At 66.5% G+C, this 25,167-nt stretch carries 19 protein-coding genes and 1 pseudogene; 18 read left to right on the forward strand and 2 right to left on the reverse strand.

Features of this window, described 5'->3' with window-relative positions; translation table 11 throughout:
* From DIE17_RS35665 to DIE17_RS35730, 15 genes are all read left to right on the forward strand, one after another.
* On the forward strand, positions 1 to 678 hold a 678-nt coding region (locus DIE17_RS35665), incomplete at its 5' end, for a 4Fe-4S dicluster domain-containing protein (RefSeq protein ID WP_185735424.1).
* A gap of 48 nt (positions 679 to 726) precedes the next feature.
* Entirely contained in the window at positions 727 to 1,920 is a 1,194-nt protein-coding gene (bktB, locus tag DIE17_RS35670; RefSeq protein WP_044848466.1) for a beta-ketothiolase BktB, read from the forward strand.
* A gap of 38 nt (positions 1,921 to 1,958) precedes the next feature.
* Positions 1,959 to 2,813, forward strand: coding sequence for a 3-hydroxybutyryl-CoA dehydrogenase (locus DIE17_RS35675; protein ID WP_124485735.1), 855 nt, complete (start codon positions 1,959 to 1,961; stop codon positions 2,811 to 2,813).
* Between the two features lie 549 nt (positions 2,814 to 3,362).
* The gene (locus DIE17_RS35680) at positions 3,363 to 4,652 is read left to right on the forward strand and encodes a glycine betaine/L-proline ABC transporter ATP-binding protein (protein ID WP_044848468.1); all 1,290 of its coding nucleotides are present in this window, start codon (positions 3,363 to 3,365) and stop codon (positions 4,650 to 4,652) included.
* Positions 4,649 to 5,536 (forward strand): proline/glycine betaine ABC transporter permease, encoded by an 888-nt coding sequence (locus DIE17_RS35685; RefSeq protein WP_124521614.1) that lies wholly within the window; start codon positions 4,649 to 4,651, stop codon positions 5,534 to 5,536. Before DIE17_RS35680 ends, DIE17_RS35685 begins: the two co-directional genes overlap by 4 nt.
* Before the next feature lie 153 nt (positions 5,537 to 5,689).
* Positions 5,690 to 6,571, forward strand: coding sequence for a glycine betaine ABC transporter substrate-binding protein (locus tag DIE17_RS35690; RefSeq protein WP_124521615.1), 882 nt, complete (start codon positions 5,690 to 5,692; stop codon positions 6,569 to 6,571).
* A gap of 137 nt (positions 6,572 to 6,708) precedes the next feature.
* Complete coding sequence (gene glyA / locus DIE17_RS35695; RefSeq protein ID WP_260426334.1) at positions 6,709 to 8,034, forward strand: serine hydroxymethyltransferase; 1,326 nt, start codon at positions 6,709 to 6,711, stop codon at positions 8,032 to 8,034.
* 162 nt (positions 8,035 to 8,196) lie between these two features.
* On the forward strand, positions 8,197 to 9,084 hold the full coding sequence (locus DIE17_RS35700) for a dihydrodipicolinate synthase family protein (RefSeq protein WP_124523980.1): 888 nt from the start codon (positions 8,197 to 8,199) through the stop codon (positions 9,082 to 9,084).
* A 6-nt stretch (positions 9,085 to 9,090) separates the two neighbouring features.
* Entirely contained in the window at positions 9,091 to 10,422 is a 1,332-nt protein-coding gene (locus DIE17_RS35705) for an FAD-binding oxidoreductase (protein WP_124523979.1), read from the forward strand.
* A 16-nt stretch (positions 10,423 to 10,438) separates the two neighbouring features.
* On the forward strand, positions 10,439 to 11,932 hold the full coding sequence (locus tag DIE17_RS35710; protein ID WP_124523978.1) for an aldehyde dehydrogenase: 1,494 nt from the start codon (positions 10,439 to 10,441) through the stop codon (positions 11,930 to 11,932).
* Between the two features lie 495 nt (positions 11,933 to 12,427).
* The gene (locus DIE17_RS35715) at positions 12,428 to 13,429 is read left to right on the forward strand and encodes a LysR substrate-binding domain-containing protein (protein WP_124523982.1); all 1,002 of its coding nucleotides are present in this window, start codon (positions 12,428 to 12,430) and stop codon (positions 13,427 to 13,429) included.
* Between the two features lie 30 nt (positions 13,430 to 13,459).
* Positions 13,460 to 14,389 (forward strand): LysR substrate-binding domain-containing protein, encoded by a 930-nt coding sequence (locus DIE17_RS35720; RefSeq protein ID WP_124523977.1) that lies wholly within the window; start codon positions 13,460 to 13,462, stop codon positions 14,387 to 14,389.
* A gap of 179 nt (positions 14,390 to 14,568) precedes the next feature.
* A complete protein-coding gene (locus DIE17_RS35725; protein ID WP_124523976.1) occupies positions 14,569 to 15,825 on the forward strand; it encodes an aromatic ring-hydroxylating oxygenase subunit alpha in 1,257 nt (418 codons plus the stop codon).
* 414 nt (positions 15,826 to 16,239) lie between these two features.
* On the forward strand, positions 16,240 to 16,374 hold the full coding sequence (locus tag DIE17_RS38230) for a hypothetical protein (protein ID WP_260426335.1): 135 nt from the start codon (positions 16,240 to 16,242) through the stop codon (positions 16,372 to 16,374).
* A 277-nt stretch (positions 16,375 to 16,651) separates the two neighbouring features.
* On the forward strand, positions 16,652 to 20,173 hold the full coding sequence (locus DIE17_RS35730; RefSeq protein WP_124523974.1) for a pyruvate carboxylase: 3,522 nt from the start codon (positions 16,652 to 16,654) through the stop codon (positions 20,171 to 20,173).
* Between the two features lie 384 nt (positions 20,174 to 20,557).
* Here DIE17_RS35730 and DIE17_RS38235 read toward each other — a convergent pair.
* Positions 20,558 to 20,707, reverse strand: a pseudogene (locus DIE17_RS38235) (phenazine biosynthesis protein PhzC/PhzF); the annotation flags it as partial.
* A gap of 420 nt (positions 20,708 to 21,127) precedes the next feature.
* On the opposite strand from DIE17_RS38235, the gene DIE17_RS35740 reads away from it, so the two are divergent.
* Positions 21,128 to 21,739 carry an NUDIX hydrolase gene (locus DIE17_RS35740; RefSeq protein ID WP_260426336.1) on the forward strand — a complete coding sequence of 204 codons (612 nt, stop codon included), beginning with the start codon at positions 21,128 to 21,130 and terminating at the stop codon, positions 21,737 to 21,739.
* A gap of 57 nt (positions 21,740 to 21,796) precedes the next feature.
* On the opposite strand, the gene DIE17_RS35745 is transcribed toward DIE17_RS35740, so the two are convergent.
* A complete protein-coding gene (locus DIE17_RS35745) occupies positions 21,797 to 22,768 on the reverse strand; it encodes an AraC family transcriptional regulator (RefSeq protein ID WP_124521628.1) in 972 nt (323 codons plus the stop codon).
* 94 nt (positions 22,769 to 22,862) lie between these two features.
* Between DIE17_RS35745 and DIE17_RS35750 the strand changes: the two genes are divergently transcribed.
* Together DIE17_RS35750 and DIE17_RS35755 are read left to right on the forward strand one after the other, a co-directional pair.
* Positions 22,863 to 23,696, forward strand: coding sequence for an oxidoreductase (locus DIE17_RS35750; RefSeq protein WP_124523973.1), 834 nt, complete (start codon positions 22,863 to 22,865; stop codon positions 23,694 to 23,696).
* A gap of 330 nt (positions 23,697 to 24,026) precedes the next feature.
* The gene (locus DIE17_RS35755; RefSeq protein ID WP_044848485.1) at positions 24,027 to 24,863 is read left to right on the forward strand and encodes an alpha/beta fold hydrolase; all 837 of its coding nucleotides are present in this window, start codon (positions 24,027 to 24,029) and stop codon (positions 24,861 to 24,863) included.
* Positions 24,864 to 25,167: the final 304 nt, after the last annotated feature.

A 25,167-nucleotide genomic window follows, 5' to 3' on the forward strand; every position in this document is an offset into this window, starting at 1 on the left:
ATCGGCGACGACGCGGGCTTCCTGAACGCATCGCGGATCAAGGGCAGCCACGCGGCGATCAAGACCGGCATGCTGGCCGCCGACGCCGCGTTCGACGCGTTGCAGGCCGGTCGCCAGTCGGACGAGCTCAACGCGTATCCGGATGCGTTCAAGCAATCGTGGCTGTACACGGAGCTGTACCGCGCACGCAACTTCAAGCAGTGGATGGCGAAGGGCCTGTACCTCGGCACGCTGATGGTCGGGCTGGAACAGAAGGTGATGGGCGGCAACGTGCCGTGGACGCTGCACCACAAGCATGCGGACCACGAGATGCTGAAGCCGGCGTCGCAATGCACGCCGATCGAGTACCCGAAGCCGGACGGCAAGCTGACGTTCGACCGGTTGTCGTCGGTGTTCATCTCGAATACGAACCACGAGGAACACCAGCCGGCGCACCTGACGCTGAAGGACGTGAACGTGCCGGTGAACGTGAACCTGCGCACCTACGCGGGGCCGGAAGCGCGCTTCTGTCCGGCCGGCGTCTACGAGTTCGTCAAGAACGACAGCAACGAAGATCGCTTGCAGATCAACGCGCAGAACTGCGTGCACTGCAAGACCTGCGACATCAAGGACCCGACGCAGAACATCGTGTGGGTCACGCCGGAAGGCGGCGGCGGGCCGAATTATCCGAACATGTAACGCAACGCATCCCCGCGCCCGCGGGCGCGAACGAACCGGAGTGAGACGATGAGCAATGCAGCGAAAGAAGTCGTGGTGGTGAGCGGTGTCCGTACCGCGATCGGCGATTTCGGCGGGAGCCTGAAGGATTTCTCGCCGACCGATCTCGGCGCGAAGGTCGTGAGCGAAGTGCTGTCGCGCGCGAACGTGCCGGGCGATGCGGTCGGGCATGTCGTGTTCGGCCACGTCGTGAACACCGAGCCGAAGGACATGTATCTCGCGCGCGTCGCGGCGATCAACGGCGGCGTCGCGCAGCACACGCCGGCGCTCACCGTGAACCGCCTGTGCGGCTCCGGCCTGCAGGCGATCGTGTCGGCCGCGCAGACGATCATGCTCGGCGACGCCGACGTCGCGATCGGCGGCGGCTCGGAGAACATGAGCCGCGCGCCGTACACGGTGCCGGCCGCGCGCTTCGGCCAGCGCATGGGCGACGCAAAGCTCGTCGACATGATGCTCGGCGCGCTGCACGACCCGTTCCAGACGATCCACATGGGCGTGACCGCGGAGAACGTCGCCAAAAAGTACGGCATTTCGCGTGATGCGCAGGATGCGCTCGCGCTCGAATCGCATCGTCGCGCGGCGCGCGCGATCGCCGAAGGCCGCTTCAAGGACCAGATCCTGCCGATCTCGATCCGCACGAAGAAGGGCGAGGTCGCGTTCGACACCGACGAGCACGTGCGTCACGACGCCGGCCCGGACGACTTCACGAAGCTGAAGCCGGTGTTCGTGAAGGAGGACGGCACGGTGACGGCCGGCAACGCGTCGGGGATCAACGATGCGGCCGCCGCGGTGCTGATGATGAGCGCGGATGCCGCGCGCGCGCAGGGCGTGAAGCCGCTCGCGCGTCTCGTCGCGTACGCGCATGCGGGCGTCGATCCGGCGTACATGGGCATCGGCCCGGTGCCGGCCACGCAGAAGGCGCTCGAGCGCGCGGGCCTGAAGATCACCGATCTCGACGTGATCGAGGCGAACGAGGCGTTCGCCGCGCAGGCGTGCGCGGTCACGCAGGAGCTTGGTCTCGATCCGGCCAAGGTCAACCCGAACGGCTCGGGCATTTCGCTCGGTCACCCGATCGGCGCGACCGGCGCATTGATCACGGTCAAGGCGCTGTACGAGCTGAAGCGCATCGGCGGGCGTTACGCGCTCGTGACGATGTGTATCGGCGGCGGCCAGGGGATTGCGGCGATCTTCGAGAACATCTGATAATCGACCGCTCAGCACCCGAATACACAGGAATCGTCATGGCAATCGAAACCGTCGGCGTCGTGGGCGCCGGAACCATGGGCAACGGCATTGCGCAAACCGCGGCCGTTGCAGGACTCAACGTCGTGATGATCGACGTCAGCGACGCGGCGCTCGACAAGGGCGTCGCCGCCCTGAAGGGCAGCCTCGAGCGGCTCGTGTCGAAGGACAAGCTCGACGCCGGCGCACGCGACGCCGCGCTCGCGCGCATCACGACGTCGACCGACTACGCGAAGCTCGCCGCGGTCGACATCGTGATCGAAGCCGCGACCGAGAACGTCGAGCTGAAGAGCCGCATCCTGAAGCAGATCGAGTCGGTCGCGCGGCCTGACGCGATCATCGCGACCAACACGTCGTCGATCTCGATCACGTCGCTCGCGGCGCTGCTCGCCGATCCGTCGCGCTTCGTCGGCATGCACTTCTTCAACCCGGTGCCGCTGATGCCGCTCGTCGAGATCATCCGCGGGCTGCAGACGAGCGACGCGACCGCGTCGGCGGTGCGCGCGCTGACCGAGCGTTTCGACAAGTCGCCGATCGGCGTGCGCAACGCGCCGGGCTTCGTCGTGAACCGGATCCTCGTGCCGATGATCAACGAAGCGTTCTTCGTGCTGGCCGAAGGCATCGCGTCGGCCGAGGAGATCGACGCGGGGATGAAGCTCGGCGCGAACCATCCGATCGGGCCGCTCGCGCTGGCCGACCTCGTCGGGCTCGACGTGTGTCTCGCGGTGATGGACGTGTTCCTGAAGGACTTCGGCGACACGAAGTATCGTGCGTGCCCGCTGCTGCGCGAGATGGTGTCGGCAGGGCGGCTGGGGCGCAAGACGGGGCGGGGGGTGTACGACTACAGCAAGTAGGCGGCGCATCAGTGCCTCTTCGCGCGGCCGCCTTCGGGCGGCCGCGTGCTTTGCGCGGTGCGCTTACGCGTCGAGCGCCGCGAGGTCCCGCGGCAAGGGACGCTTGAACATCGCGAGCATCTGCCGGGCCGCCCTGCCGAGAGCCGGCCCGACGGCCATGTGCGCCGTCGAATGCGCGTCTTCCTGGTAGTTTCCCTTAAGTCCCCTCGTCGGGATTTTCCCCTAGCGCACCCCTGCGCACGCCACGCACGCCGCCTCGGCGCAATTCTCGTCCAATCCCGCACAGCCGCACCGGCACTGGTTTTCACGTCATTCGCACGGTTTCGGGGCAGTCATGCCTTTTTGCCCGCATTCGATGCATTACCAAAGGTATGGAAAAGCGCACAGAAAATGTATCTGGAGCGACGAAATTGGATTGATACGCTGCAGTCACTGAATCAGCGCCGTCAACCACGCGAGCGCGGCATCGAGCCCTGGCAGCAAGCCGGCAATCGATGGCGACACGTGCGGAGTTCGCGGTTTCCGTTACCAGTTAGTCGGGATGACAGAATGGCCCCAAATCTGACGTTTGCACCGGGCGACGTACTTCCCCCCGGAGCAATCTCCACCGACGGTGCGCCGTCGATCGCCCGGTCGAGCATCGCGACCGGAACCGACATCCTGACCGTCAAGCACCTGTCGAAGATCTTCGGTCCGAAGCCCGAGCGTGCGATCGAGCTGATGAAGCGCGGCGTCGGGCGCAACGAGATCTTCGCCGAAACCGGCAACATGGTGGCGGTCGACGACGTGAGCCTGAGCGTGCGGGCCGGCGAGATCTTCGTGATCATGGGGCTGTCGGGCTCGGGTAAATCGACGCTGGTACGTCTGCTCAACCGGCTGATCGAGCCGACGTCCGGGCAGGTGGTGCTCGAAGGCCGCGACATCGCGCCGATGTCGACGCCGGAATTGCGCGACGTTCGACGCCGGAAGATGGCGATGGTGTTCCAGTCGTTCGCGCTGCTGCCGAACCGGACCGTGCTCGACAACATCGCGTACGGGCTCGAGGTCGCGGGAATCAAGAAGGCGCAGCGCTACGAGGTCGCGCGTGCCGCGCTGGAGCGCGTCGGGCTCGGGTCGTACGAGAAGCTGCTGCCGAGCGAGTTGTCCGGCGGCATGCAGCAGCGCGTGGGCCTTGCCCGCGCACTCGCGGTGAACCCGTCGGTCCTGCTGATGGACGAGGCATTCTCCGCGCTCGATCCGCTGATCCGCTTCGAAATGCAGAACGAGCTGCTGCGCCTGCAGAAGGAAGAGCAGCGCACGATCGTGTTCATCTCCCACGATATCGAGGAGGCGGTGAAGATCGGCGGCCGCATCGGCATCATGAAGGACGGCTGCCTGATCCAGGTCGGCACGCCGGCCGAACTGATCCAGACACCGGCGGACGCCTACGTGCAGGACTTCTTCCGCAACGTCGACGTGTCGCGCTTCCTGAAGGCGTCGAGCCTGCTGACGAAGATCGAGCGCGGGCTGATTCAGTGCGACGCGGGCACGTCGTCCGACCGCTACCTGAACCGGTTGATCGACAGCGGCGCGGAATGCGGCTACGTGTGCGACGAGGCCGGCCATTACCTCGGCTGCGTGACGGCCGCCACACTGCACCGGTCCGGTGTCCGGCCGATTCGCGAGGCATTCCTGCCCGACTTCCATGCGGTGTCGATCGATACGGATCTGCATCGGCTCGCGTCGATCGCGCTGACCCGGCAGCACGACGTGCCGGTGACGGACGCGGCGGGACAACTGGCGGGCGTCGTGTCCTGCCGGACGATACTCAAGCAGATGATGCAACGGAGGGCAGCATGAACGCGTCGGTGATCGGGAAGTTCGCGGAAGACTTCGTCAACTTTCTGTTTCTGCATTTCCGCGGCGGTTTCGACACGTTTTCGGCGGGGCTCGGCGCGGTCGTGAAGCTGCTCGAAGACGGTCTCGCCGCCGTGCCGTTCATCGCGATGGTCGTGATCATGGTGGGGCTCGCGCTGTGGCGCCGCGGCATCGTGTTCTCGATCTTCGTCGGCCTCGCGCTGCTCGTCATCCATTACATGGGCTTGTGGGCACAGACGGTATCGACGCTCGCGCTCGTTACCGCGGCGACCTTCTTCAGCCTCGTGATCGGCGTCCCGCTGGGGATCTGGGGCGCGCGCAACAACCGGATCGGCATGATCCTGCGCTCGCTGCTCGACTTCATGCAGACGATGCCCGCGTTCGTGTACCTGATCCCGGCCGTGATCCTGTTCGGGCTCGGACGCGTGCCGGCGGTGATCGCGACGATCGTGTTCGCGATGCCGCCCGTCGTGCGGCTGACGACGCTCGGCATCCGGCAGGTCCGCGAGGAACTGATCGAAGCCGGCCGCTCGTTCGGCAGCACCGACTGGCAGCTGCTGTGGAAGATCCAGTTGCCGAACGCGCTGCCGTCGATCATGGCCGGCGTGAACCAGACGATCATGATGGCGCTGTCGATGGTGGTGGTTGCGTCGATGATCGGCGCGGGCGGCCTCGGCGAATACGTGCTGAGCGGCATTCAGCGTCTCGACATCGGGATCGGTTTCGAAGGCGGGCTGGGCGTCGTGCTGCTCGCGATCGTACTGGATCGCCTGACGGAAAGCTTCGGCGTGAAGGCGAAGAAGAAGGCGAAGAAGCCGATCGTGCGCGCCGGCAAGGCCGGCCCGCGTGGCGCGGCACGCACCTGACGAACAGGGCGGTCGAAGGCATTTGAAGGACGATGAAGCGTCGCGGCCACGGTGCCGCGGCGGAACCGGTGTAGCAGTGCGTGGAGACCGGAAACGCCGATCGAAGGCGTTCCTCACCCTTGAAAGACTCGCGTGATTAAAAAGGAGTACTAGATGAATACCCATACGTTCAAGTCGCTTCTGGCGAAACTTGCGGTATCGACGGTGGTGGCCTGCAGTGCAGGTGTGGGCGCGGCATCGGCGGCCGAGCCGGTCAAGATCGCGGTGACCAACTGGGCGGACGTGCTCGCGGTGGCGAACGTCGCGAAGTACGTGCTCGAGACGCAACTGAAGCAACCGGTGCAGTTCGTCCAGGCCGACATCGGCATCCAGTACCAGGGTGTCGCGCGTGGCGATCTCGACATCATGGTCGGGGGCTGGCTGCCGGTCACGCACGGGACCTACTACGCGAAGTACAAGAACGACCTGGACGACGTCGGCATCATCTACACCGGCGGCAAGAACGGCTGGGCGGTGCCAACCTACATTCCGGAATCGGAGCTGTCGTCGATCGCCGACCTGAGCAAGCCGGAAGTCAAGAGCAAGCTGAACGGCACGATCCAGGGCATCGAGCCGGGCGGCGGCCTGATGCAGGCATCCGAGAAGACCATCAAGGCGTACAACCTGGACGGCTACAACCTTCAGGCGTCGAGCGAGGCCGGCATGCTGGCGAGCGTGTCGCGTGCGTACCAGTCGAAGCAGTGGATCGTCGCAACGGTCTGGAGCCCGCACTGGCTGTTCCAGAAGTGGCAGATGCGTTACCTGAAGGATCCGAAGGGCACGCTGGGCGGCGAAGAGCAGATTCATGCGTTCGCGTCGAAGAAGTTCGCGGGCAAGTTCCCGCGCGCCGACGTGTTCTTCAAGCACCTGAAGCTGACGCTGGCCGATGTCGAGGCGATCGAGTTCGAGGGGAACAGCACGAACGACTACGCGAGCGCCGCGAAGAAGTTCGTCGATGCACACCCAGAGAAGCTCAAGGCCTGGCTGCAGCAGTAAAGCTGCGCCCCGGTGGCGCAGACGATGCGATCGGCGTCGTCCGCGCGAACCGGCGGGGCGTATCGCCCGAAGCCGATGGGCGGAGCCGCAACGATGGCGCCGGCCTCGCGATGTGCGGTACGCGCAGTCCATGCAGCATGTCACGAATCGCGTCGCGGAGTCAGCAAGTGAACGAGAACGCCCGCTTTTTTTCCGAAACGCTTCAGAGCCGGGATCCGGTGATCGCGTCGGAGATCGCGCTGGAGCTGCGTCGCCAGCAAACCCAGATCGAACTGATCGCATCTGAAAACATCGCGTCGGCGGCGGTGCTGGAAGCACAGGGCACCGTGCTGACGAACAAGTACGCGGAAGGCTATCCGTCGCGGCGGTACTACGGCGGTTGCGACCATGTCGACCGGATCGAGGCGCTCGCAATCGATCGCGCGTGCGCGCTGTTCGACGCGAGCCACGCCAACGTCCAGCCGCATTCGGGCGCGCAGGCCAACGGCGCGGTGATGCTCGCGCTCGTCAAGCCGGGCGACACGGTGATGGGCATGTCGCTCGATGCGGGCGGCCACCTTACGCACGGCGCGCGGCCCGCGCTGTCGGGGAAGTGGTTCAACGCGGTGCAGTACGGCGTGAACCGCGACACGCTGCGCATCGATTACGACGACGTGCGCCGGCTCGCCGAGCGGCATCGCCCGAAGCTGATCATCGCCGGTTACTCCGCGTATCCGCGCGCGCTCGACTTCGCCGCGTTTCGCGAGATCGCCGACAGCGTCGATGCGAAGCTGATGGTCGACATGGCGCACATCGCGGGCATCGTCGCGGCCGGTCGGCATCAAAATCCGGTGCCGTTCGCCGACGTGGTGACGTCCACCACGCACAAGACGCTGCGCGGCCCGCGCGGCGGCTTCATCCTGACGAACCACGCCGAGGTCGCGAAGCAGATCGATTCGGCGGTGTTTCCGGGGTTGCAGGGCGGGCCGCTGATGCATGTCGTCGCCGGCAAGGCAGTGGCCTTTGCGGAAGCGCTTCGGCCGGAATTCACCCGCTATATCGACCGGATGTTGCGCAACGCGCAGGCGCTCGCGCGCGTGCTGACGGCCGGCGGCCTGACGCTCGTCACGGGCGGTACCGACAACCACCTGCTGCTGGTCGACCTGCGCGCCCGGCGCATCACCGGCGCGCAGGCCGAGAAGGCGCTGGAGCGCGCGGGCATCACCTGCAACAAGAACGGGGTTCCGTTCGATACGGAAAACCCGACCGTCACGTCCGGCATCCGGCTCGGTACGCCGGCCGGCACCACGCGCGGCTTCGGAACCGCGCAGTTCGAGCAGATCGGCGAAATGATCCTGGCAGTGATGGCTGCGCTCGTGCGCGATCCGAACGGCGACGAAGCGGTCGAGCGGTCGGTACGGACCCGCGTGCGCGACCTGTGCAGCCAGTTTCCCGTCTACGCGCACGCGGAGGCGTTCGCCTGATCCGGGAATCGGTCTGAACCTCGAACATCGTTCGGATCACGTAGTGAATCGATCGGCGTCGCTGCGCGTATGCAGCGACGTACCGACGACGTTGTGTCGAATTGCCGGTTTCCTGCCTGACGGGCGGGAACCTGGTGCAACCACTTGATTGAGGAATCGAAAATGAGCTTCGAGGGCGTACACACTCCGCTGGTCACCCCGTTCGACGCGGACGGCGAAATCAACCACGAACTGCTGGGCCGGCATGCGGCCGATCTTGCGGGCCGGGTATCCGGCCTGGGCATCGGCGGGACGACGGGCGAATACTACGCATTGAGCTTCGACGAGCGCGTGCGCACGTTCGACACGGTCGCCGCCGCGGCCGGCGGCAAGACGTTCCTGACCGCGGGCATCAACGCGACCACGACGAAGGAGGTGCTGCGCCTCGGCCGTGAAGCGAAGCGCGCGGGGCTGAACGCGTTGCTCGTGGCGGCGCCGTACTATGCGCAGCCGACCCAGCAGGAACTGCTCGCGCACCTGCTCGCGGTCGACGACGCGCTCGACATGCCGATCATGCTGTATAACTTCCCGGCCCGCACGGGCACCGAAATCGGCGACGACATTCTCGAGACGCTGCTCGAGCGCAAGAACTTCGTCGCGATGAAGGAAAGCACCGGCGACATCGCGCATCTGCATCACCTGTCGACGCATTTCAGCGGCCGGCTCGTGCTGAGCTGCGGGATGGACGATCAGGCGCTCGAGTTCTTCGCGTGGGGCGCGCGCAGCTGGGTCGGCGGCGCATCGAACTTCCTGCCGGAAGCGCACACCGACCTGTTCGACGCATGCGTGAAGCGCGGCGATTTCGCGACCGGTCGCAAGCTGATGGCCCGACTGCTGCCGGTACTCGAACTGCTCGAGCGCAGCGGCAAGTTCATTCAGTACGTGCGCTACGGCTGCGAGCTGGCCGGGCTGCCGGTCGGCGTCGCGCGCGCGCCGCTCGGCGCGTTGTCGGGCGACGAGCGCGACGCGTTCGCGGAGCTCGTCAAGCCGCTTCTGCGCGACGGCCGGTAATCCGTCATGGGCTCGACTCTGGAATTCGCGCGGTTTCCGGCGCCGGACGGGATGAACGGGTGGTGGGAGAGCCTTCCGCCCGCACCGGACGCCAATGCCGTCAAGTCGGACAGCCGGTTCGACTGGGTCGTCGTCGGCGGCGGCATCACCGGGCTTTGTGCCGCGCGCCGGCTGGCGGAGCTGGCACCCGGTGCGTCCATCGCGCTCGTGGAGGCCGACCGGATCGGCCGCACCACGTCCGGGCGCAATTCCGGATTCTTCGTCGACCTGCCGCACGACATCAGCAGCGAAAGCTATTCGCGCAGCATCGACGAGGATCGTGCGGACGTGCGGTTTCAGCGGCACGGCATCGACTATGTGCGCGAGATCGTGCGGCGTTTCGGCATCGACTGCGACTGGCGCGACGACGGCAAATTCCACGCGTCGGTCAACCGGAAGGGCGCGGCCGCGCTCGCGCATTTCGCCGACGGGCTGTCGCGCATCGGCGAAGCATTCGAATGGCTCGATCAGCCGGCGATCCAGGCCGTGACCGGCACCGGGTTCTACACGGGCGCGCTGTTCACGCCGGGCTGCAGCACCGTGCAGCCGGCGGCGCTGATGCGCGGGCTGGCGGCGACGCAACCGGCGAACGTGACGGTGTTCGAGCTCAGCCCGGTGAAGCGGATCGAACCGCGCGGCGACACGCGCGTACTGCATTTCGCCGGCGGCACGATCGTCGCGAAGCAGGTGATCCTGTGCACCAACGCATACGCGGCGACCTTCGGCATGCATTCGAACGGTTTGCTGCCGGTCTATACGTTCGCGTCGCTCACGCGCCCGATGAACCCCGACGAAGTGGCGAGACTCGGCGGCACGCGCTCGTGGGCGCTGATTCCGGCCGATCCGATGGGCACGACGGTGCGGCGCCTGGTCACCGATCGCATTTGCGTGCGCAACCATTTCGCGTTCCGGCCGGACGTGAAGCTGTCGCAGGCCGATCTCGCGAAATCGCGGCATCTGCATCAGCGCTCGTTCGAGCGCCGCTTCCCGATGCTCGGCGGCGTCGAGCTCGAATATACGTGGGGCGGGCCGCTGTGCCTGTCCTCGAACAACGGTGCGCTGTTCGGCAGGCGCGACGACGGCCTCTACGAGGCGATCGGCTGCAACGGCCTCGGGCTGAGCCGCGGGTCGGCCTCCGGCAAGCTGATCGCCGAATACGCGCTCGGCGGATCGAACAGCCTCGTGCAGCAGTTGCTGAAGCAGCCGCATCCGCGTCCGCTGCCGGTTCGGCCGCTCGTCGACCTGGCCGTGTCGGCGACGATCTGGGCCAAGGAATTCTCGGCTGGTGCCGAGCTTTGATTTTTGAGGAAACGACATGACGACCCATCAGGATTGGAAACAGAAGGCGAACGCGTTGTCGCTCGACGGTCGTGCGTTCATCGCGGGGCAGCGCAGCGCGGCAGCGTCGGGTGAGACGTTCGCGACGCTCAACCCCGCTTCCGGCAACGCGCTCGCCGAGGTCGCGCGATGCGGCGAACGCGACGTCGACCGCGCGGTCGCGGCCGCGCGCGACGCGTTCGAATCGGGCGTCTGGTCGAAGGCCGCGCCCGCGCACCGCAAGGCGGTGCTGCTGCGCGTCGCGCAACTGATCGACGAGCATGCCGAAGAGCTCGCGCTGCTCGAGGCGCTGGAAGCCGGCAAGCCGATCGGCGAATGCCTGGGGCTCGACATTCCCGAGTCGGCCGCGTGCATCCGCTGGCATGCGGAAGTGACGGACAAGCGCTACGACGCGTTGTCGCCTTCCGGCGCCGGCGTCGTCAGCATGGTCACGCGCGAGCCGATCGGCGTCGTCGGCGCGGTGCTGCCGTGGAATTTCCCGGCGCTGATGCTCGCATGGAAAATCGGCCCCGCGCTGTCGGTGGGCAACAGCGTGGTCGTGAAGCCGGCCGAGCAGACGTCGCTGTCGACGCTGCGCATCGCGGATCTCGCGATGGAAGCCGGCGTGCCGCCGGGCGTGTTCAGCGTCGTCACGGGGTTCGGCGCCGAGGCCGGCGAGGCGATCGGCCGGCATCCGGACGTCGATCTCGTCGCGTTCACCGGTTCGACCGCCACCGGCAAGCGGTTCCTGCACTACTCGGCCGATACGAACCTGAAGCGCGTCGTGCTCGAGTGCGGCGGCAAGAATCCGCAGGTCATCCTGCCGGACGTCGCGAACCTCGACGCGGTGGCCGAGCAGGCAGTTGCGGCCGCGTTCTGGAACATGGGCGAGAACTGCAGCGCCGGCTCGCGGATCCTCGTTCCGTCGAGCCGCAAGGCGGAACTGCTGGAGAAGGTCCAGGCGGTGCTCGCCGGCTGGAAGACCGGCGATCCGCTCGATCCGGACGTGAAGCTCGGCGCGCTGATCGAACAGAAGCATTACGAGAAGGTGCTCGGCCATATCGAACAGGCGAAGGCGGAAGGCGCGCGCGTGGTATGCGGCGGGCGCGCGATCCTCGCGGAGACGGGCGGCTGGTTCGTCGAGCCGACGATCTTCGATCAGGTGACGCCGGAGATGCGCATCGCGCGCGACGAGGTGTTCGGGCCGGTCGTGTGCTTCATCGAATACGACGACGTCGACGACGCGGTGCGGATCGCGAACGATACGTGCTACGGGCTGGCCGCGTCGCTGTGGACCGACAACGTGAACAGCGCGCACAAGGTCGCCGCGCGGATTCGTGCGGGGACGGTCACGGTGAACTGCTTCGGCGAAGGCGACCTGTCGACGCCGTTCGGCGGCTTCAAGCAGTCGGGGTTCGGCGGCCGCGACAAGTCCGTGTACGCACACGATCAATATTGCGAGTTGAAGACCACCTGGTTGAAGCTCGACTAAGTGGGGCGCGCGCCGCGCACGCTGCACCCCGGGGCCGCGCGGCCCAGGCTGCAGGTTGCGGCGAAACCGTTTCGGCGGCTTGTCGAGCCGCCGATCGGCTGCGATGTTGTCCTGCACCATGTCGCGCGAGTATGGCCAGCGCCCGCTCGGCCGGCGAGAATGGCGCACGCGGCGCGCGACAGAACGAACGACGCTACGCCGCGTCGGCATCACGTATGGTGCGCTGCGCCCCCGCGCCGCGCAGTGGCCTGGCGCGGGGGCGGATGGGCGGCACCACGGCGCGCCTTGCCGTCTCCATCATCGCGCCGATAATGGCGACGCAGTGCACAATCGAGCGAGAATGGCGTCATCGCGACGCCGCCCGGCCGACTCGCAAGCCGTAATATTCAGATAATCGAAAGGCTTGCGATGAGCCTGCTCGCAGGCAGCCGATGGGGACTGCCGTCGACGAATGCGCTGACGCTGCGTCCGACCTCCGTTTTGAGAGTGAAAGCCATGTTGAAGAAGCAATTGTTTGCAGACCGACTCCTCGCGCAGATGCCGTCGCTTCGCGCGCTGCGGTGTTTCGTGACGGCGGCGCGCTACGAGAGCTTCACCCAGGCGGCCGAGGTGCTGTGCGTGACGCAGGCCGCGATCAGCCGGCAGATCAAGGAACTCGAGGATTCGCTCGACGTCGCTCTGTTCGAGCGCACCGGCCGGCATATCGCGCTGACGGATGCGGGGCGCGTCCTCTACAACGCGTCGTACCTGTCGATCATGAACATCGCCGAGGCGGCGGAGGCGGTGCGCCGCACCGACAGGCACGCGCTGATGATCTGCGTGTCGCATACGTTCTCGGCGCTCTGGCTGTCGTCGCGGCTGCCCGCGTTTCGCGAGCGGTTTCCGGATATCCGGCTGAACGTGATCGTCACCGAACACTTCATGGAACTCGACGGGCTCATCGAGCCCGATGTGATCATCACGAAGAACCCGCCGCGCGAGCCCGAGTTCGAAGCCGAGCCGCTGTTTCACGACATCGTGTATCCGGTTTGCAGCCCGTCCTTTCACGAACGCCATTTTCGCGGCCGGTCGCTGAAGCCGCTGGACCTGCTGTCGTGCCCGACCCTGAACCTGTCGATGCTCGGCCGCGCGCAGGTGTGCGAGCACGTCGATTGGCGCGTGTGGCGCAACTGGTTCCAGCAAGGCGACGGTACCGACACGCTGACCGAGAACAAATATCTGGAAAGCAACGACTACCGGTTGCTCGTCGCCCAGGCCGAGGCCAGCGAGGGGACGCTGCTGGGCTGGCATCACCTCGTGCACCGGCAGATCGAGCAAGGCACCCTGGTGCGTCCGGTACAGGACGTGCTGGTGTTCCGCGATCGCCATCACTATCTGATCACGCACCGGAATGCGCAGCCGCGCGAGGAATACCGGCTGTTCCGGAAGTGGCTGGGCGACGAGGTCGGCGTGATGATGCGCGGCTGGCTCGATGCCGGGGTCGAGATCGGTCAATAGCACGCTGCCCCCGCACCACGCGTTCGTCAGATGAAACCTGCGTCCGCAACCCCCAAAGGCTATCGCCGTCTGATCCCGTCCGTGACGGCGCTCGTCGAGTTCGAGGCGGTCGCCCGCCTCGGCAGCTTCACGCTGGCCGCGCACGAACTCGGCGTCACGCAGGCCGCGGTGAGCCGGCAGATCAAGTTCCTCGAGGACCTGCTCGGCACGCGCCTGTTCCATCGGCTGCATCGCTCGATCGAACTGACCGACGAGGGTGCGGCGCTGTACCGGGTGATGGCCGAGTCGATGCAGAAGATCGCCGGCGTGTTCGACCGTCTGACGAGCGGCCCGATCCGGCAGGAACTCGTCCTCGCGGCGACCTCCGCGTTCTCGCATTTCCGGCTGCTGCCGCGGCTTGCCGCACTGAAGGCCGCACAGCCCGAGTTGCAGCTTCGTCTCGCGACGCTGATGTTTACCGCCGATCTGCGCCACAACGAAATCGACATCGCGGTGCGCTACGGGAACGGTCGCTGGGCCGACGGCACCGCGATCCGCCTGTTCGACGAAGAAGTCTTTCCCGTCTGCTCGCCGGCCTGGCTGCGGCAGCACGGCGCGCCGGAATCGCTGGCGGAACTCGCCGCCGTCGCGCTGGTGGAGTCCGATTCGACGTCCGAGGGCTGGATGGGGTGGGAGGCGTGGTTCCATGCCGCCGGCTTTCGGCCCGACCGGTTGAATTACGCGCTGCGCTGCAGCTTATATACCGATGCGATCGATGCCGTCCGCTATGGTCATGGTGTCGCGCTCGGCTGGGGGCGGCTCGTCCACGACCTGCTCGACGCCGGGGAACTGGTGCGGTTGCCGGTGGCGTCCTTGCAGATGACGGACGCCTATTACATCCTGGTGCCGCACGGGAAGACGATCACGCCGGCGATCGACGGCCTCGTCGAATGGCTGCGCGCGGACGTCAGGCAGGACTGACGCAGGCGCGCCGGCAGACTTTCGCGGCGATTTTCGCTCTGTCCGCTTCGCATGATCCCAGGTAATACCAGAACGAAAATAAAGCGCGTTGACGCTCTTTTTCATCGATCCAATACTGAAATCGACGCGGAACATTCGAAGCCGCGCGATTTCACGAACCTTGGGATTGGAGAAAGACGATGTCCGAAGTGCAAGTCAAGACGCACGGCGACCTGATCCGCAGTCGCCAACCGGGCCACGGGATGCCCGGCGAACTGTTCGGCCGTCAGGACGTCTTCGAAACGGATGTCGAGATCTTCTTCCTGAAGCACTGGATCCTGGTTGGCGTGACGGCCGACGTTCCGGAGCCCGGCGACGTGTCGACCGTTGACATCGGCAAGTCGTCGATCTTCATCGTGCGCGACGACGACGAGAACGTCCGAACCTACCGGAACGTGTGCCGTCACCGTGGCGCGCGCATGAAGGAGGCGGGGAAGTCGACCGTTGGAATGCTCGTGTGTCCTTATCATCAATGGACGTACGACCTCGATGGCACGCTGCGCCACGCGACGCACATGGGCAAGGATTTCGACACGACCTGCCGCAGCCTGATTCCGGTGAAGACGCGCATCATCGGCACGCACATCTTCGTGTGCCTCGACGACGATGCACCCGAGGACATCGCGAAGCTCGAGGACACGATGGCGCCGCGCTTCGCGCCGTACGACCTGCGGCATACAAAGATCGCGTTCGAGCAGGAGATCGTCGAGCACGGCAACTGGAAGCTGGTGATCGAGAACAACCGCGAGTGCTATCACTGCGCGGGCACCCATCCCGAGCTGACCGCGTCGTTCCTGCCCGAGGATTTTGGCTTCTGCCCGGAAAACCTCACGGACGAACAGCTTCGGGCGTTCGAGGAATACCAGGCGCGCAACGCCAGCTGCCAGGCGAACTGGGCGCGCGAAGGCTTCCTCGGCTCGGCCGTCGAATGGCTCGATGAGGATGCCGTCACGCAGTTCAGGACGCAGCAGCTCGTGATCGCCGGCGCGGGCGAATCGCAGACGATCAGCACGAAGGTGGCGAGCACGAAGCTGTTCGGCGACCTGCAACGGCGCGATCTCGGCGATACGCATCTGTGGACGCACAATTCGTGGACCCACGTGATGAGCGACCACGCGGTGATTTCGTACATCATCCCGCTCGCACCGGACAAGACGCTCGTGCGCACGAAATGGCTCGTCCATGCCGACGCGGTCGAGGGCGTCGATTACACGCTGTCGGATCTGACCGAGGTATGGGTCGCGACGAATACGCAAGACAAGCACCTCGTCGAGATCACGCACGCGGGCACCCAGGATCCTGCGTATGCGCCGGGCGTGTTCTCGCCGTTCACCGAGGCTTACGTCGACCGGTTCTCGCGCTGGTACGGCGCGCGGTTGAGCGCGCACGGGATCTGATGGAGGCGAGACGCGTCGGGAGGGCGATTTCGGATCCTTTCTCAGCGGTGTGCGATGCCGGCCCGATTGACGTTGACTTCTCCTGGCCCATCGGTCCGCTCGGCTGACCGGTCCCGCCTCGCGGGATTTCAGAATTGAAACTTCGATTCCATATCTGAGCCGGTACGAAGCCGGCCTACGCGCCCGAGCCCCATCCATCAACGCCGTCCGTGTGATATTCGATGTGGCCTGCTTCTTGCCTTTACGAGACGACATGCTCGATGTGCTCTCGTCCGACCGTTCTCTCCTGACGAAACGAACCGCACAGTTCGAGGCGACCCGCTTTTCAATCGTAAGGTGAATGCAATGACTGACTACGGCAAACGAAACACGGTTTCCGGGAACGATGCGCGTCGCGTTGCGCGCGAACGCGCGTTGGAAGCAGATCGATCCGCGCCGACGCGCGAATCGTCCGGTGAACGCCGCCGCGATACGAACTGGGCGTGGGCAAAGGGAACGGCCGGCTACGACTGGATGGATCACGCACCGCTGTTCGATCACCGCGATTGATCCTGTCGCGAGCGCGGTTCGTGCCACGGGCTCGCCGTGCTTCGACCGACGACCGGACCGGCCGGCGAGCGGTCCCTTATTTCCGTTTGGTCGGCTGGATGCTATTCGTCGTCGCGATGTCGATAGCGACCATCCGGCGATCTGGCGAACATGTCGACTGGCGAAAGCCGCGACGATGCAACCGCGAATGACCGACGCGACGATCCGAACGCCGCCCAATGAAGCAGGCGGGCGGAGCACGGCGCGGCGGCGAACTCAATTCAACCATTCACTATCCATGGCCGCCGTGACGCCTACCCCCATCCAGTCCATCCTGATCGCGAACCGCTCGGAAATCTCGATCCGCGTGATGCGTGCCGCCGCCGAACTGAATATGCGTACGGTGGCGGTGTATTCGAAGGAAGACCGCCTCGCGCTGCATCGCTTCAAGGCGGACGAGAGCTACCTGATCGGCGAAGGCAAGAAGCCGCTCGCCGCGTATCTCGACATCGACGACATCCTGCGCGTCGCGCGGCAGGCTAAGGTCGACGCGATCCATCCCGGCTACGGCTTCCTGTCGGAGAACCCCGATTTCGCGCAGGCCGTGATCGACGCCGGCATTCGCTGGATCGGCCCGTCGCCGGAAGTGATGCGCACGCTCGGCAACAAGGTGGCCGCGCGCAACGCGGCGATCGCCGCCGGAGTGCCCGTGATGCCCGCGACCGCGCCGCTGCCGGACGATCTCGACGCATGCCGCGCGCTGGCCGCGCAAGTCGGCTATCCGCTGATGCTGAAGGCGAGCTGGGGCGGCGGCGGACGCGGGATGCGCGTGCTGGAAAGCGATCAGGATCTCGAAACACTGCTGCCCGTCGCGCGCCGGGAGGCGCTGGCCGCGTTCGGCAACGACGAGGTATACGTCGAGAAGCTCGTGCGCAATGCGCGGCACGTCGAGGTGCAGGTGCTCGGCGACCTGCACGGCACGGTCGTGCATTTGTACGAGCGCGACTGCACGGTGCAGCGGCGCAACCAGAAGGTGGTCGAGCGGGCGCCGGCGCCGTATCTCGACGACGCGGGCCGGCAGGCGCTGTGCGAATCGGCGCTGCGCCTGATGCGCGCGGTTGGTTATACGCATGCAGGCACCGTCGAATTCCTGATGGACGCCGACACCGGCCAGTTCTACTTCATCGAGGTGAACCCGCGCATCCAGGTCGAGCATACGGTGACCGAGATGATCACCGGCATCGACATCGTGAAGGCGCAGATCCGCATCACCGAAGGCGGCCGGATCGGCCTCGCCGAGGACGCGACGGACGGCGACGGCACGCTCGTCGCGCGCGCGGCCGGCGTGCCGGAGCAGCAGGCGATTCCGCTGAATGGCAACGCGTTGCAATGCCGGATCACGACCGAGGACCCGGAGAACGACTTCCTGCCCGACTACGGGCGGCTCACGGCCTATCGCAGCGCGGCGGGCTTCGGCGTGCGCCTCGACGCCGGCACCGCCTACGGTGGCGCGGTGATCACGCCGTACTACGACTCGCTGCTGGTCAAGGTGACGACCTGGGCGCCGACGGCCGCCGAATCGATCCACCGGATGGATCGCGCGCTGCGCGAGTTCCGGATCCGCGGCGTCACGTCGAACCTGCAGTTCCTCGAGAACGTGATCAATCACCCGGCCTTCATCGCGGGCGACGTGACGACGCGCTTCATCGACAGGACGCCGGAGCTGCTCGCATTCGCGAAGCGCGGCGATCGCGCGACGAAGCTGCTGCGCTATCTCGGCGAGCTGAACGTGAACGGCAACGCCGAGATGAGCGGCCGCACGCTGCCGGCATTGCCGCTGCCGAAACCCGTGCTGCCGAAGGTCGATACGGCGGTGGCGATTCCGGCCGGCACGCGCGATCGACTGCGCGAGCTCGGCCCCGAGAAGTTCGCGCGCTGGATGCTCGACCAGAAGCAGGTGCTGCTGACCGACACGACGATGCGCGATGCGCACCAGTCGCTGTTCGCGACGCGCATGCGCACGGCCGACATGCTGCCGATCGCGCCGTTCTACGCACGCGAGCTGTCGCAGCTGTTCTCGCTCGAATGCTGGGGCGGCGCGACCTTCGACGTCGCGCTGCGCTTCCTGAAGGAAGACCCGTGGGAGCGGCTCGCGCTGCTGCGCGAACGCGTGCCGAACATCCTGTTCCAAATGCTGCTGCGCGGCTCGAACGCGGTCGGCTACACGAACTACGCGGACAACGTCGTGCGCTTCTTCGTGCAGCAGGCCGCGAGCGCGGGCGTCGACGTGTTCCGCGTGTTCGATTCGCTGAACTGGGTGCGCAACATGCGCGTGGCGATCGATGCGGTCGGCGAGAGCGGGATGCTCTGCGAAGGCGCGATCTGCTACACCGGCGACCTGTTCGACACGTCGCGCTCGAAATACGACCTCAAGTACTACGTCGGCATCGCGCGCGAGCTGCAGCGGGCCGGCGTGCACGTGCTCGGCATCAAGGACATGGCCGGCATCTGCCGCCCGCAGGCGGTCGCGACACTCGTGAAGGCGCTCAAGGAAGAAACCGGGCTGCCGGTGCATTTCCATACGCACGACACGAGCGGGATCGCCGCGGCGTCGGTGCTCGCGGCGGTCGGTGCGGGCTGCGACGCGGTGGACGGCGCGCTCGACGCGATGAGCGGGCTCACGTCGCAGCCGAACCTGTCGAGTATCGCGGCGGCGCTGGCCGGCAGCGAACGCGATCCCGGGCTGGATCAGGACCGCCTGCACGAAGCGTCGATGTACTGGGAAGGCGTGCGCCGTTATTACGCGCCGTTCGAATCGGAGATTCGCGCGGGCACGGCCGACGTCTACCGTCACGAGATGCCCGGCGGCCAGTACACGAACCTGCGCGAGCAGGCGCGCTCGCTCGGCATCGATCATCGCTGGACCGAGGTGTCGCGTGCGTATGCGGACGTCAATCGCCTGTTCGGCGACATCGTGAAGGTCACGCCGACGTCGAAGGTGGTCGGCGACATGGCGCTGATGATGGTCGCGAACGACCTCGGCGTGGACGACGTGCGCAATCCGGACAAGGACATCGCGTTCCCCGAGTCGGTCGTGTCGCTGTTCAAGGGCGAGCTGGGTTTCCCGCCCGACGGCTTCCCGGCGGACCTGTCGCGCAAGGTGCTCAAGAGCGAACCGCCGGCGCCGTATCGTCCCGGCGATCAGCTTCCGCCGGTCGACCTCGACGCGGCACGCAAGCAGGCCGAGACCGCGTGCGAACGCCCGCTGGACGACCGGCAGCTCGCGTCCTACCTGACGTATCCGAAGCAGACGGTCGACTATTACGCGCACGTTCGCGCCTACAGCGACACGTCGGTCGTGCCGACGCCGGCGTTCCTGTACGGGCTGCAGCCGCAGGAAGAAGTGGCGATCGACATCGAGCCGGGCAAGACGCTGCTCGTGTCGCTGCAGGGTCAGCACGCCGACGCGCAGGATGGCATCGTGAAGGTGCTGTTCGAACTGAACGGCCAGTCGCGTTCCGCGCTGGTCGAGCAGAAGAGCGTCGTGCAGGCGGGCAAGGAGCGTCATGGCCTGCAGCGTGCCGATCCGGCCAATCCGCTGCATGTCGCCGCGCCGATGCCGGGCTCGGTGGTCACGGTCGCCGTGCAGCCGGGGCAGCGTGTGTCGGCCGGCACGACGCTGATCGCGCTCGAGGCGATGAAGATGGAAACGCACATCGCGGCGGAGCGCGACTGCGAGATCGCGGCCGTGCATGTGAAGCCGGGCGAGCGAGTCGCGGCGAAGGATCTGCTGATCGAGCTGAAAGACCCGGCGCAATGACGGTTGCCGCGCCCGGTCGTATTCGCGAAGCCGATCGGGTGCAGCCGCGAGGATCGCGAACCGCGCGAGCGGTTCGGCCAGATGCGCGAGCGTGCGATGGAAGCGCTGCGGCTCGTCCCTTACGCGCGCTCGACGAGCGGCTACACGGCTGCCGTGCCGAAGCACGCGTTGCAGGCGGCGCGCGACGTGTGCGCGATATCGGCGGCCGGGTCGTTGATGTCGGCGATCGGCTCGGGCGGGCGACGCGGGCGGCATGGCAAGCGCGGCGACGCCTGGCGTGCGTCGATGCCCCGGCCGTCGATCGCTCCCGCGCCGGCCCGCAGCACGCACGACGCATGGATGGCGGTGTGTCGCGCGCGCGTCCGGCGTCGCAGGTCGTTGCGTCTAGACGTTGATGACGCCGCGCCCGAGCTCGACCACGCGACCGCCGACGCTGATTTCACCGTTCGAGCTGACCGACAACCGCAGCAGGCAAGGCCGGCCGACGGCTTCACCCTGTTCGACCTGAAACGCGGCGGGCAGCGCGTGATGGGCCGGGTCATCTCGATCTCGTGTGAGAGGGGCGTGCTGGTCGGGGCGCGCGAGCATCGCCCGGATGTCGGGATGCTTCGGCACGATCCTGCATTCTGCCGGACCGAGCGCATCGATCGATGCGCCGTCGCTCGGCATTTCAATTTTCGTGCATCATCAGGGTTCTCCGCTTCGGCCCGGCCACGCGAATTTTCGCAACGATCGCGCCAATTTTTTCGCCGGAGCAGACGGCCGCCTGCGAATCCGGAATCGTCCGGTTCAATCACAACGACGCCGTGCCCATGCAACACAGGTCGTGTTCAGTGTCGCTCAACGCTTGCAGCATCCTGCATGCAGGAGGAAGACATGGCATCCGACGGAAGCCACCTGAAAACCGGGGGTGGACTCGCGAACGCATCGGCGGGCACCGCTTCGCCGCAAACCATGCTGGACGCGCTCGCACGCGGCGTGGAACACCTGCTGATCCCGGCCGACACGCCGTGGCCCACGGCGCAGCTCTACCTCGCGGACAACGACCGACCGTGGAAATTCTCCGCTGTCCTGGTCGCGATCGTCGCGCGGCGCGATCCGACGATCCTGCTGACCAAGCGATCGTCGGGGCTCAGCGAATACTCGTCGCACGTGAGTTTTCCCGGCGGACGTCCGGCGGAATCGGACACCAGCATCGGCGCGACCGCGCTGCGCGAGGCGTTCGAGGAAATCGGCCTCGCGCCCGATGCGGTGCGGATGATCGGAAGCCTGCCGATTCATAAAACGAGAAAGCGCAATCACGCCATTTTTCCCGTGATCGGCTTCGTGTCGGAAACAGCCGCATGGGAAGCCGCACCCGCTGAAGTCGAGGCGATCTTCGAGTTTCCGTTTTCGACGCTGCTGAATCCCGATCTGCCGCGGCAATACGGCGACGGCGAACGCGCCGGCGCCTGGTACTGGGCGGATCAGACGCAGGACATCTGGGGCGTGACCGCGTTCATCCTGAAATCGCTGGCGGGTCTGGTGCGCGATGCCGCGGGCGGAGAGTGTGCACGTCCCGACTAGTTTCACGCACGGGGCCTCGGGCCCGCCGAGTCACGCGTGCCGCTCGCGGCGCGTCGCTCAGTGTGACGACACGAACACCGCATCCTCGAACGCCGCCGGAATCGCGAACTGCGCACGCATGCGCTTCGTCTCCTGCGCGGGCGTGAGCCCGAACAGCCGCTTGAATTCCCGGCTGAACTGCGACGGGCTCGCATAACCGACCGCATGGCCGGCCGCCTCTGCGGTCAGGTCCTGGCGCACCATCAGCAAGCGCGCCTGATGCAACCGCGTCGACTTCAGGTACTGCATCGGCGACACCTGCGTGATCGCCTTGAAGTGGCTATGGAAGCTCGGCACGCTCATGCCGGCTTCCGCGGCCAGTTGCGCGACGTCGAGCGATTGCGCGTAGTCGGCATGAATCAGGCGCAGCGAACGGCCGATCCGGCCGAACTGTCCGCGCATCGCCAGCGCGTTGCGCATGGCGCTGCCCTGCGCGCCGGTGAGCACGCGGAAATACAGTTCGCGCAGCAACCCGCGGCCGAGTATCGCCGCTTCGAGCGGCCGGTGCAGCGCTTCGACGAAACGCAGCACGGTCGCCTGCATCGCGTCGTCCATCGGCGTCGACATCATGCTTCTCGGCGCCTGCACGGGTTCGGCGATCCCTTCGCGGTCGATCTGCGCGGCCAGTTCGGCGGCCATCGGGAAATCGAGGTGCAGATACAGCGCGAGCAGCGGGTGCGCCGCCGTTGCGTCGGTTTCCATGCTGAACGGGACGGGCACCGAGACGGCCAGGTAGTGGGCCTCGTCGTACAGGTAGCGCTCGCCGCCGAAATAGCCGCGCTTGCTGCCCTGGCAGACGATCACGATGCCCGGGTCGTACAGCACCGGCGTGCGCGACAGCGCGCGGTTCGAGCGCAGGATGCGCACGCTCGGCAGTGCGGTCAGGTTGTAGCCTTCGTCCGGCGCCAATGCATGCAGCAACGCGATCAGGTGTTGGCGGCTGCGCGCGGGCAGCCGCGGCGATCGGGACGAAGAGGGCGCGGTGCTCATAGTTTTGTGCAAGAAAATCAGCGGAACCGGGCTTAGGTTACGTGGATCGTCAGACTAGTATGCATGCTTCGATCGACATTCGGGAGAAGCTCACATGGCATCCGGCACTATCATGCTCATCACCGGCGTCAGCAGCGGCTTCGGCCGCGCGCTCGCACAAGCGGCGCTGGCCGCGGGTCATACGGTGGTCGGCACCGTGAGAAGCGAAGCGGCGAAGCGGGCGTTCGAAGCGCTGTCCCCGCATGCGGCCATCGGGCGCGTGCTCGACGTGACCGACTTCGAGCGCATCGACGGCGTCGTCGCGGCGATCGAGTCGAGCGTCGGGCCCGTCGACGTGCTGGTGAACAACGCCGGTTACGGGCACGAAGGCATCATGGAGGAGTCGCCGCTGTCGGAGATGCGCCGACAGTTCGACGTGAACGTATTCGGCGCCGTCGCGATGATGAAGGCCGTCGTGCCGTTGATGCGCGCACGCCGGCGCGGCCGCATCCTGAACATCACGTCGATGGGCGGCCACATCACGATGCCCGGCATTGCCTATTACTGCGGCAGCAAGTTCGCGCTGGAAGGGATTTCCGAGACGCTCGGCAAGGAGCTCGAGCCGTTCGGCATCGCGGTGACCGCCGTGGCGCCGGGCTCGTTCCGCACCGACTGGGCCGGCCGTTCGATGACGCGCACGCCGCGCTCGATCGCCGATTACGACGCGCTCTTCGAGCCGATCCGTCACGCGCGCGAGGAGAACAGCGGCCGTCAGTTGGGCGATCCCGCGAAGGCCGCGCGTGCCATGCTCGCGGTCATCGAGGCGGACCATCCGCCGGCCCATCTGTTGCTCGGCAGCGATGCGCTTCGGCTCGTGCGCGCCAAATGGTCGGCGCTGGAAGACGACATGCGCGCGTGGGAGGCGGTGACCGTGTCGACGGACGGTTGAGGCACGAGGGTCGGGGCGTGCGAAATCGCACGGTTAGTTGCGTTGAATGGTCAAGTCTCGGGATGCGAGCACACCGCTTCGAGGTTGTGCCCGTCCGGACCGGTGACGAACGCGGCATGGTCGTTCGCGCCACACATCGTCGTTGCCCGCGGAGAACCGATACACGGCGGTATGCAATTGGCTTCATGACACGGTCGCGGTTTTCCGCTACAACACTCAGGTGCCGCATCGACCGGCGCGGTGTGCCGCCGCGTCGCAGTTCGACACCGACATCCGCCCGGGTGGCCGGCCGGCACGTGACGTTCACCTACCCCAAAGGAGCCTGAAGCCATGCCTTACATCACCACGAAGGACAGCGTCGACATCTTCTACAAGGACTGGGGCCCGAAGGATGCGCAGCCGATCATGTTCCACCACGGCTGGCCGCTGTCTTCCGACGACTGGGATGCCCAGCTGCTGTTCTTCGTTCAGAAGGGCTATCGCGTGGTCGCGCACGATCGTCGCGGCCACGGCCGGTCGGCGCAGGTTTCCGACGGCCACGACATGGATCACTACGCGGCGGACGCGTTCGCGGTGGCCGAAGCGCTCGACCTGCGCAACGCGGTCCATATCGGCCACTCGACCGGCGGCGGCGAAGTCGCGCGCTACGTGGCCCGCCACGGCGAGCCGGCAGGCCGCGTCGCGAAGGCGGTGCTGGTCAGCGCGGTGCCGCCGCTGATGCTGAAGACCGATGCGAACCCGGAAGGCCTGCCGCTCGAGGTCTTCGACGGCTTCCGCAAGGCGCTTGCCGACAATCGCGCGCAGTTCTTCCTCGACGTGCCGTCGGGCCCGTTCTACGGCTTCAACCGGCCGGGCGCGACGGTGCATCCGGGCGTGATCCAGAACTGGTGGCGCCAGGGCATGATCGGCAGCGCGAAGGCGCACTACGAAGGCATCAAGGCGTTCTCGGAAACGGACCAGACCGAAGACCTGCGGTCGATCTCGGTGCCGACGCTCGTGTTGCACGGCGAAGACGACCAGATCGTGCCGATTGCCGATTCGGCGCTGAAGTCGGTCAAGCTGCTGAAGAACGGCACGCTGAAGACGTATCCGGGGTATTCGCACGGGATGCTGACGGTCAACGCCGATGTGCTGAACGCCGACCTGCTGGCCTTCGTCCAGTCGTAACGCTGGCGGCGCAAGCCCATTCTCGCGGGCTGCGCCGCGCTGGCCGGTGATGCCGGCCAGCCTCCTTCCGCTTCGCCGGCGGGTTTGACCGGCTACGCGGAACGATGCTGCCGGCACGACACCGCGAAGTCGCCACGGCGCCGCGTAGCGTTCGGCTCGCTACCGTCGATTCCCCCTCGATGCACCGCACGATTGCGGCCAGTCGCCAGTCGCCAGTCGCCCACCGCCCACCGCCCACCGCCCACCGCCCACCGCGCCGCGCCCGCGGCGGCGGGGGGGGGCGGGCGGGGGCGGGGCGCCGCGG

Source organism: Burkholderia sp. Bp9099, assembly GCF_003857805.1.
Taxonomy (GTDB): Bacteria; Pseudomonadota; Gammaproteobacteria; order Burkholderiales; family Burkholderiaceae; genus Burkholderia.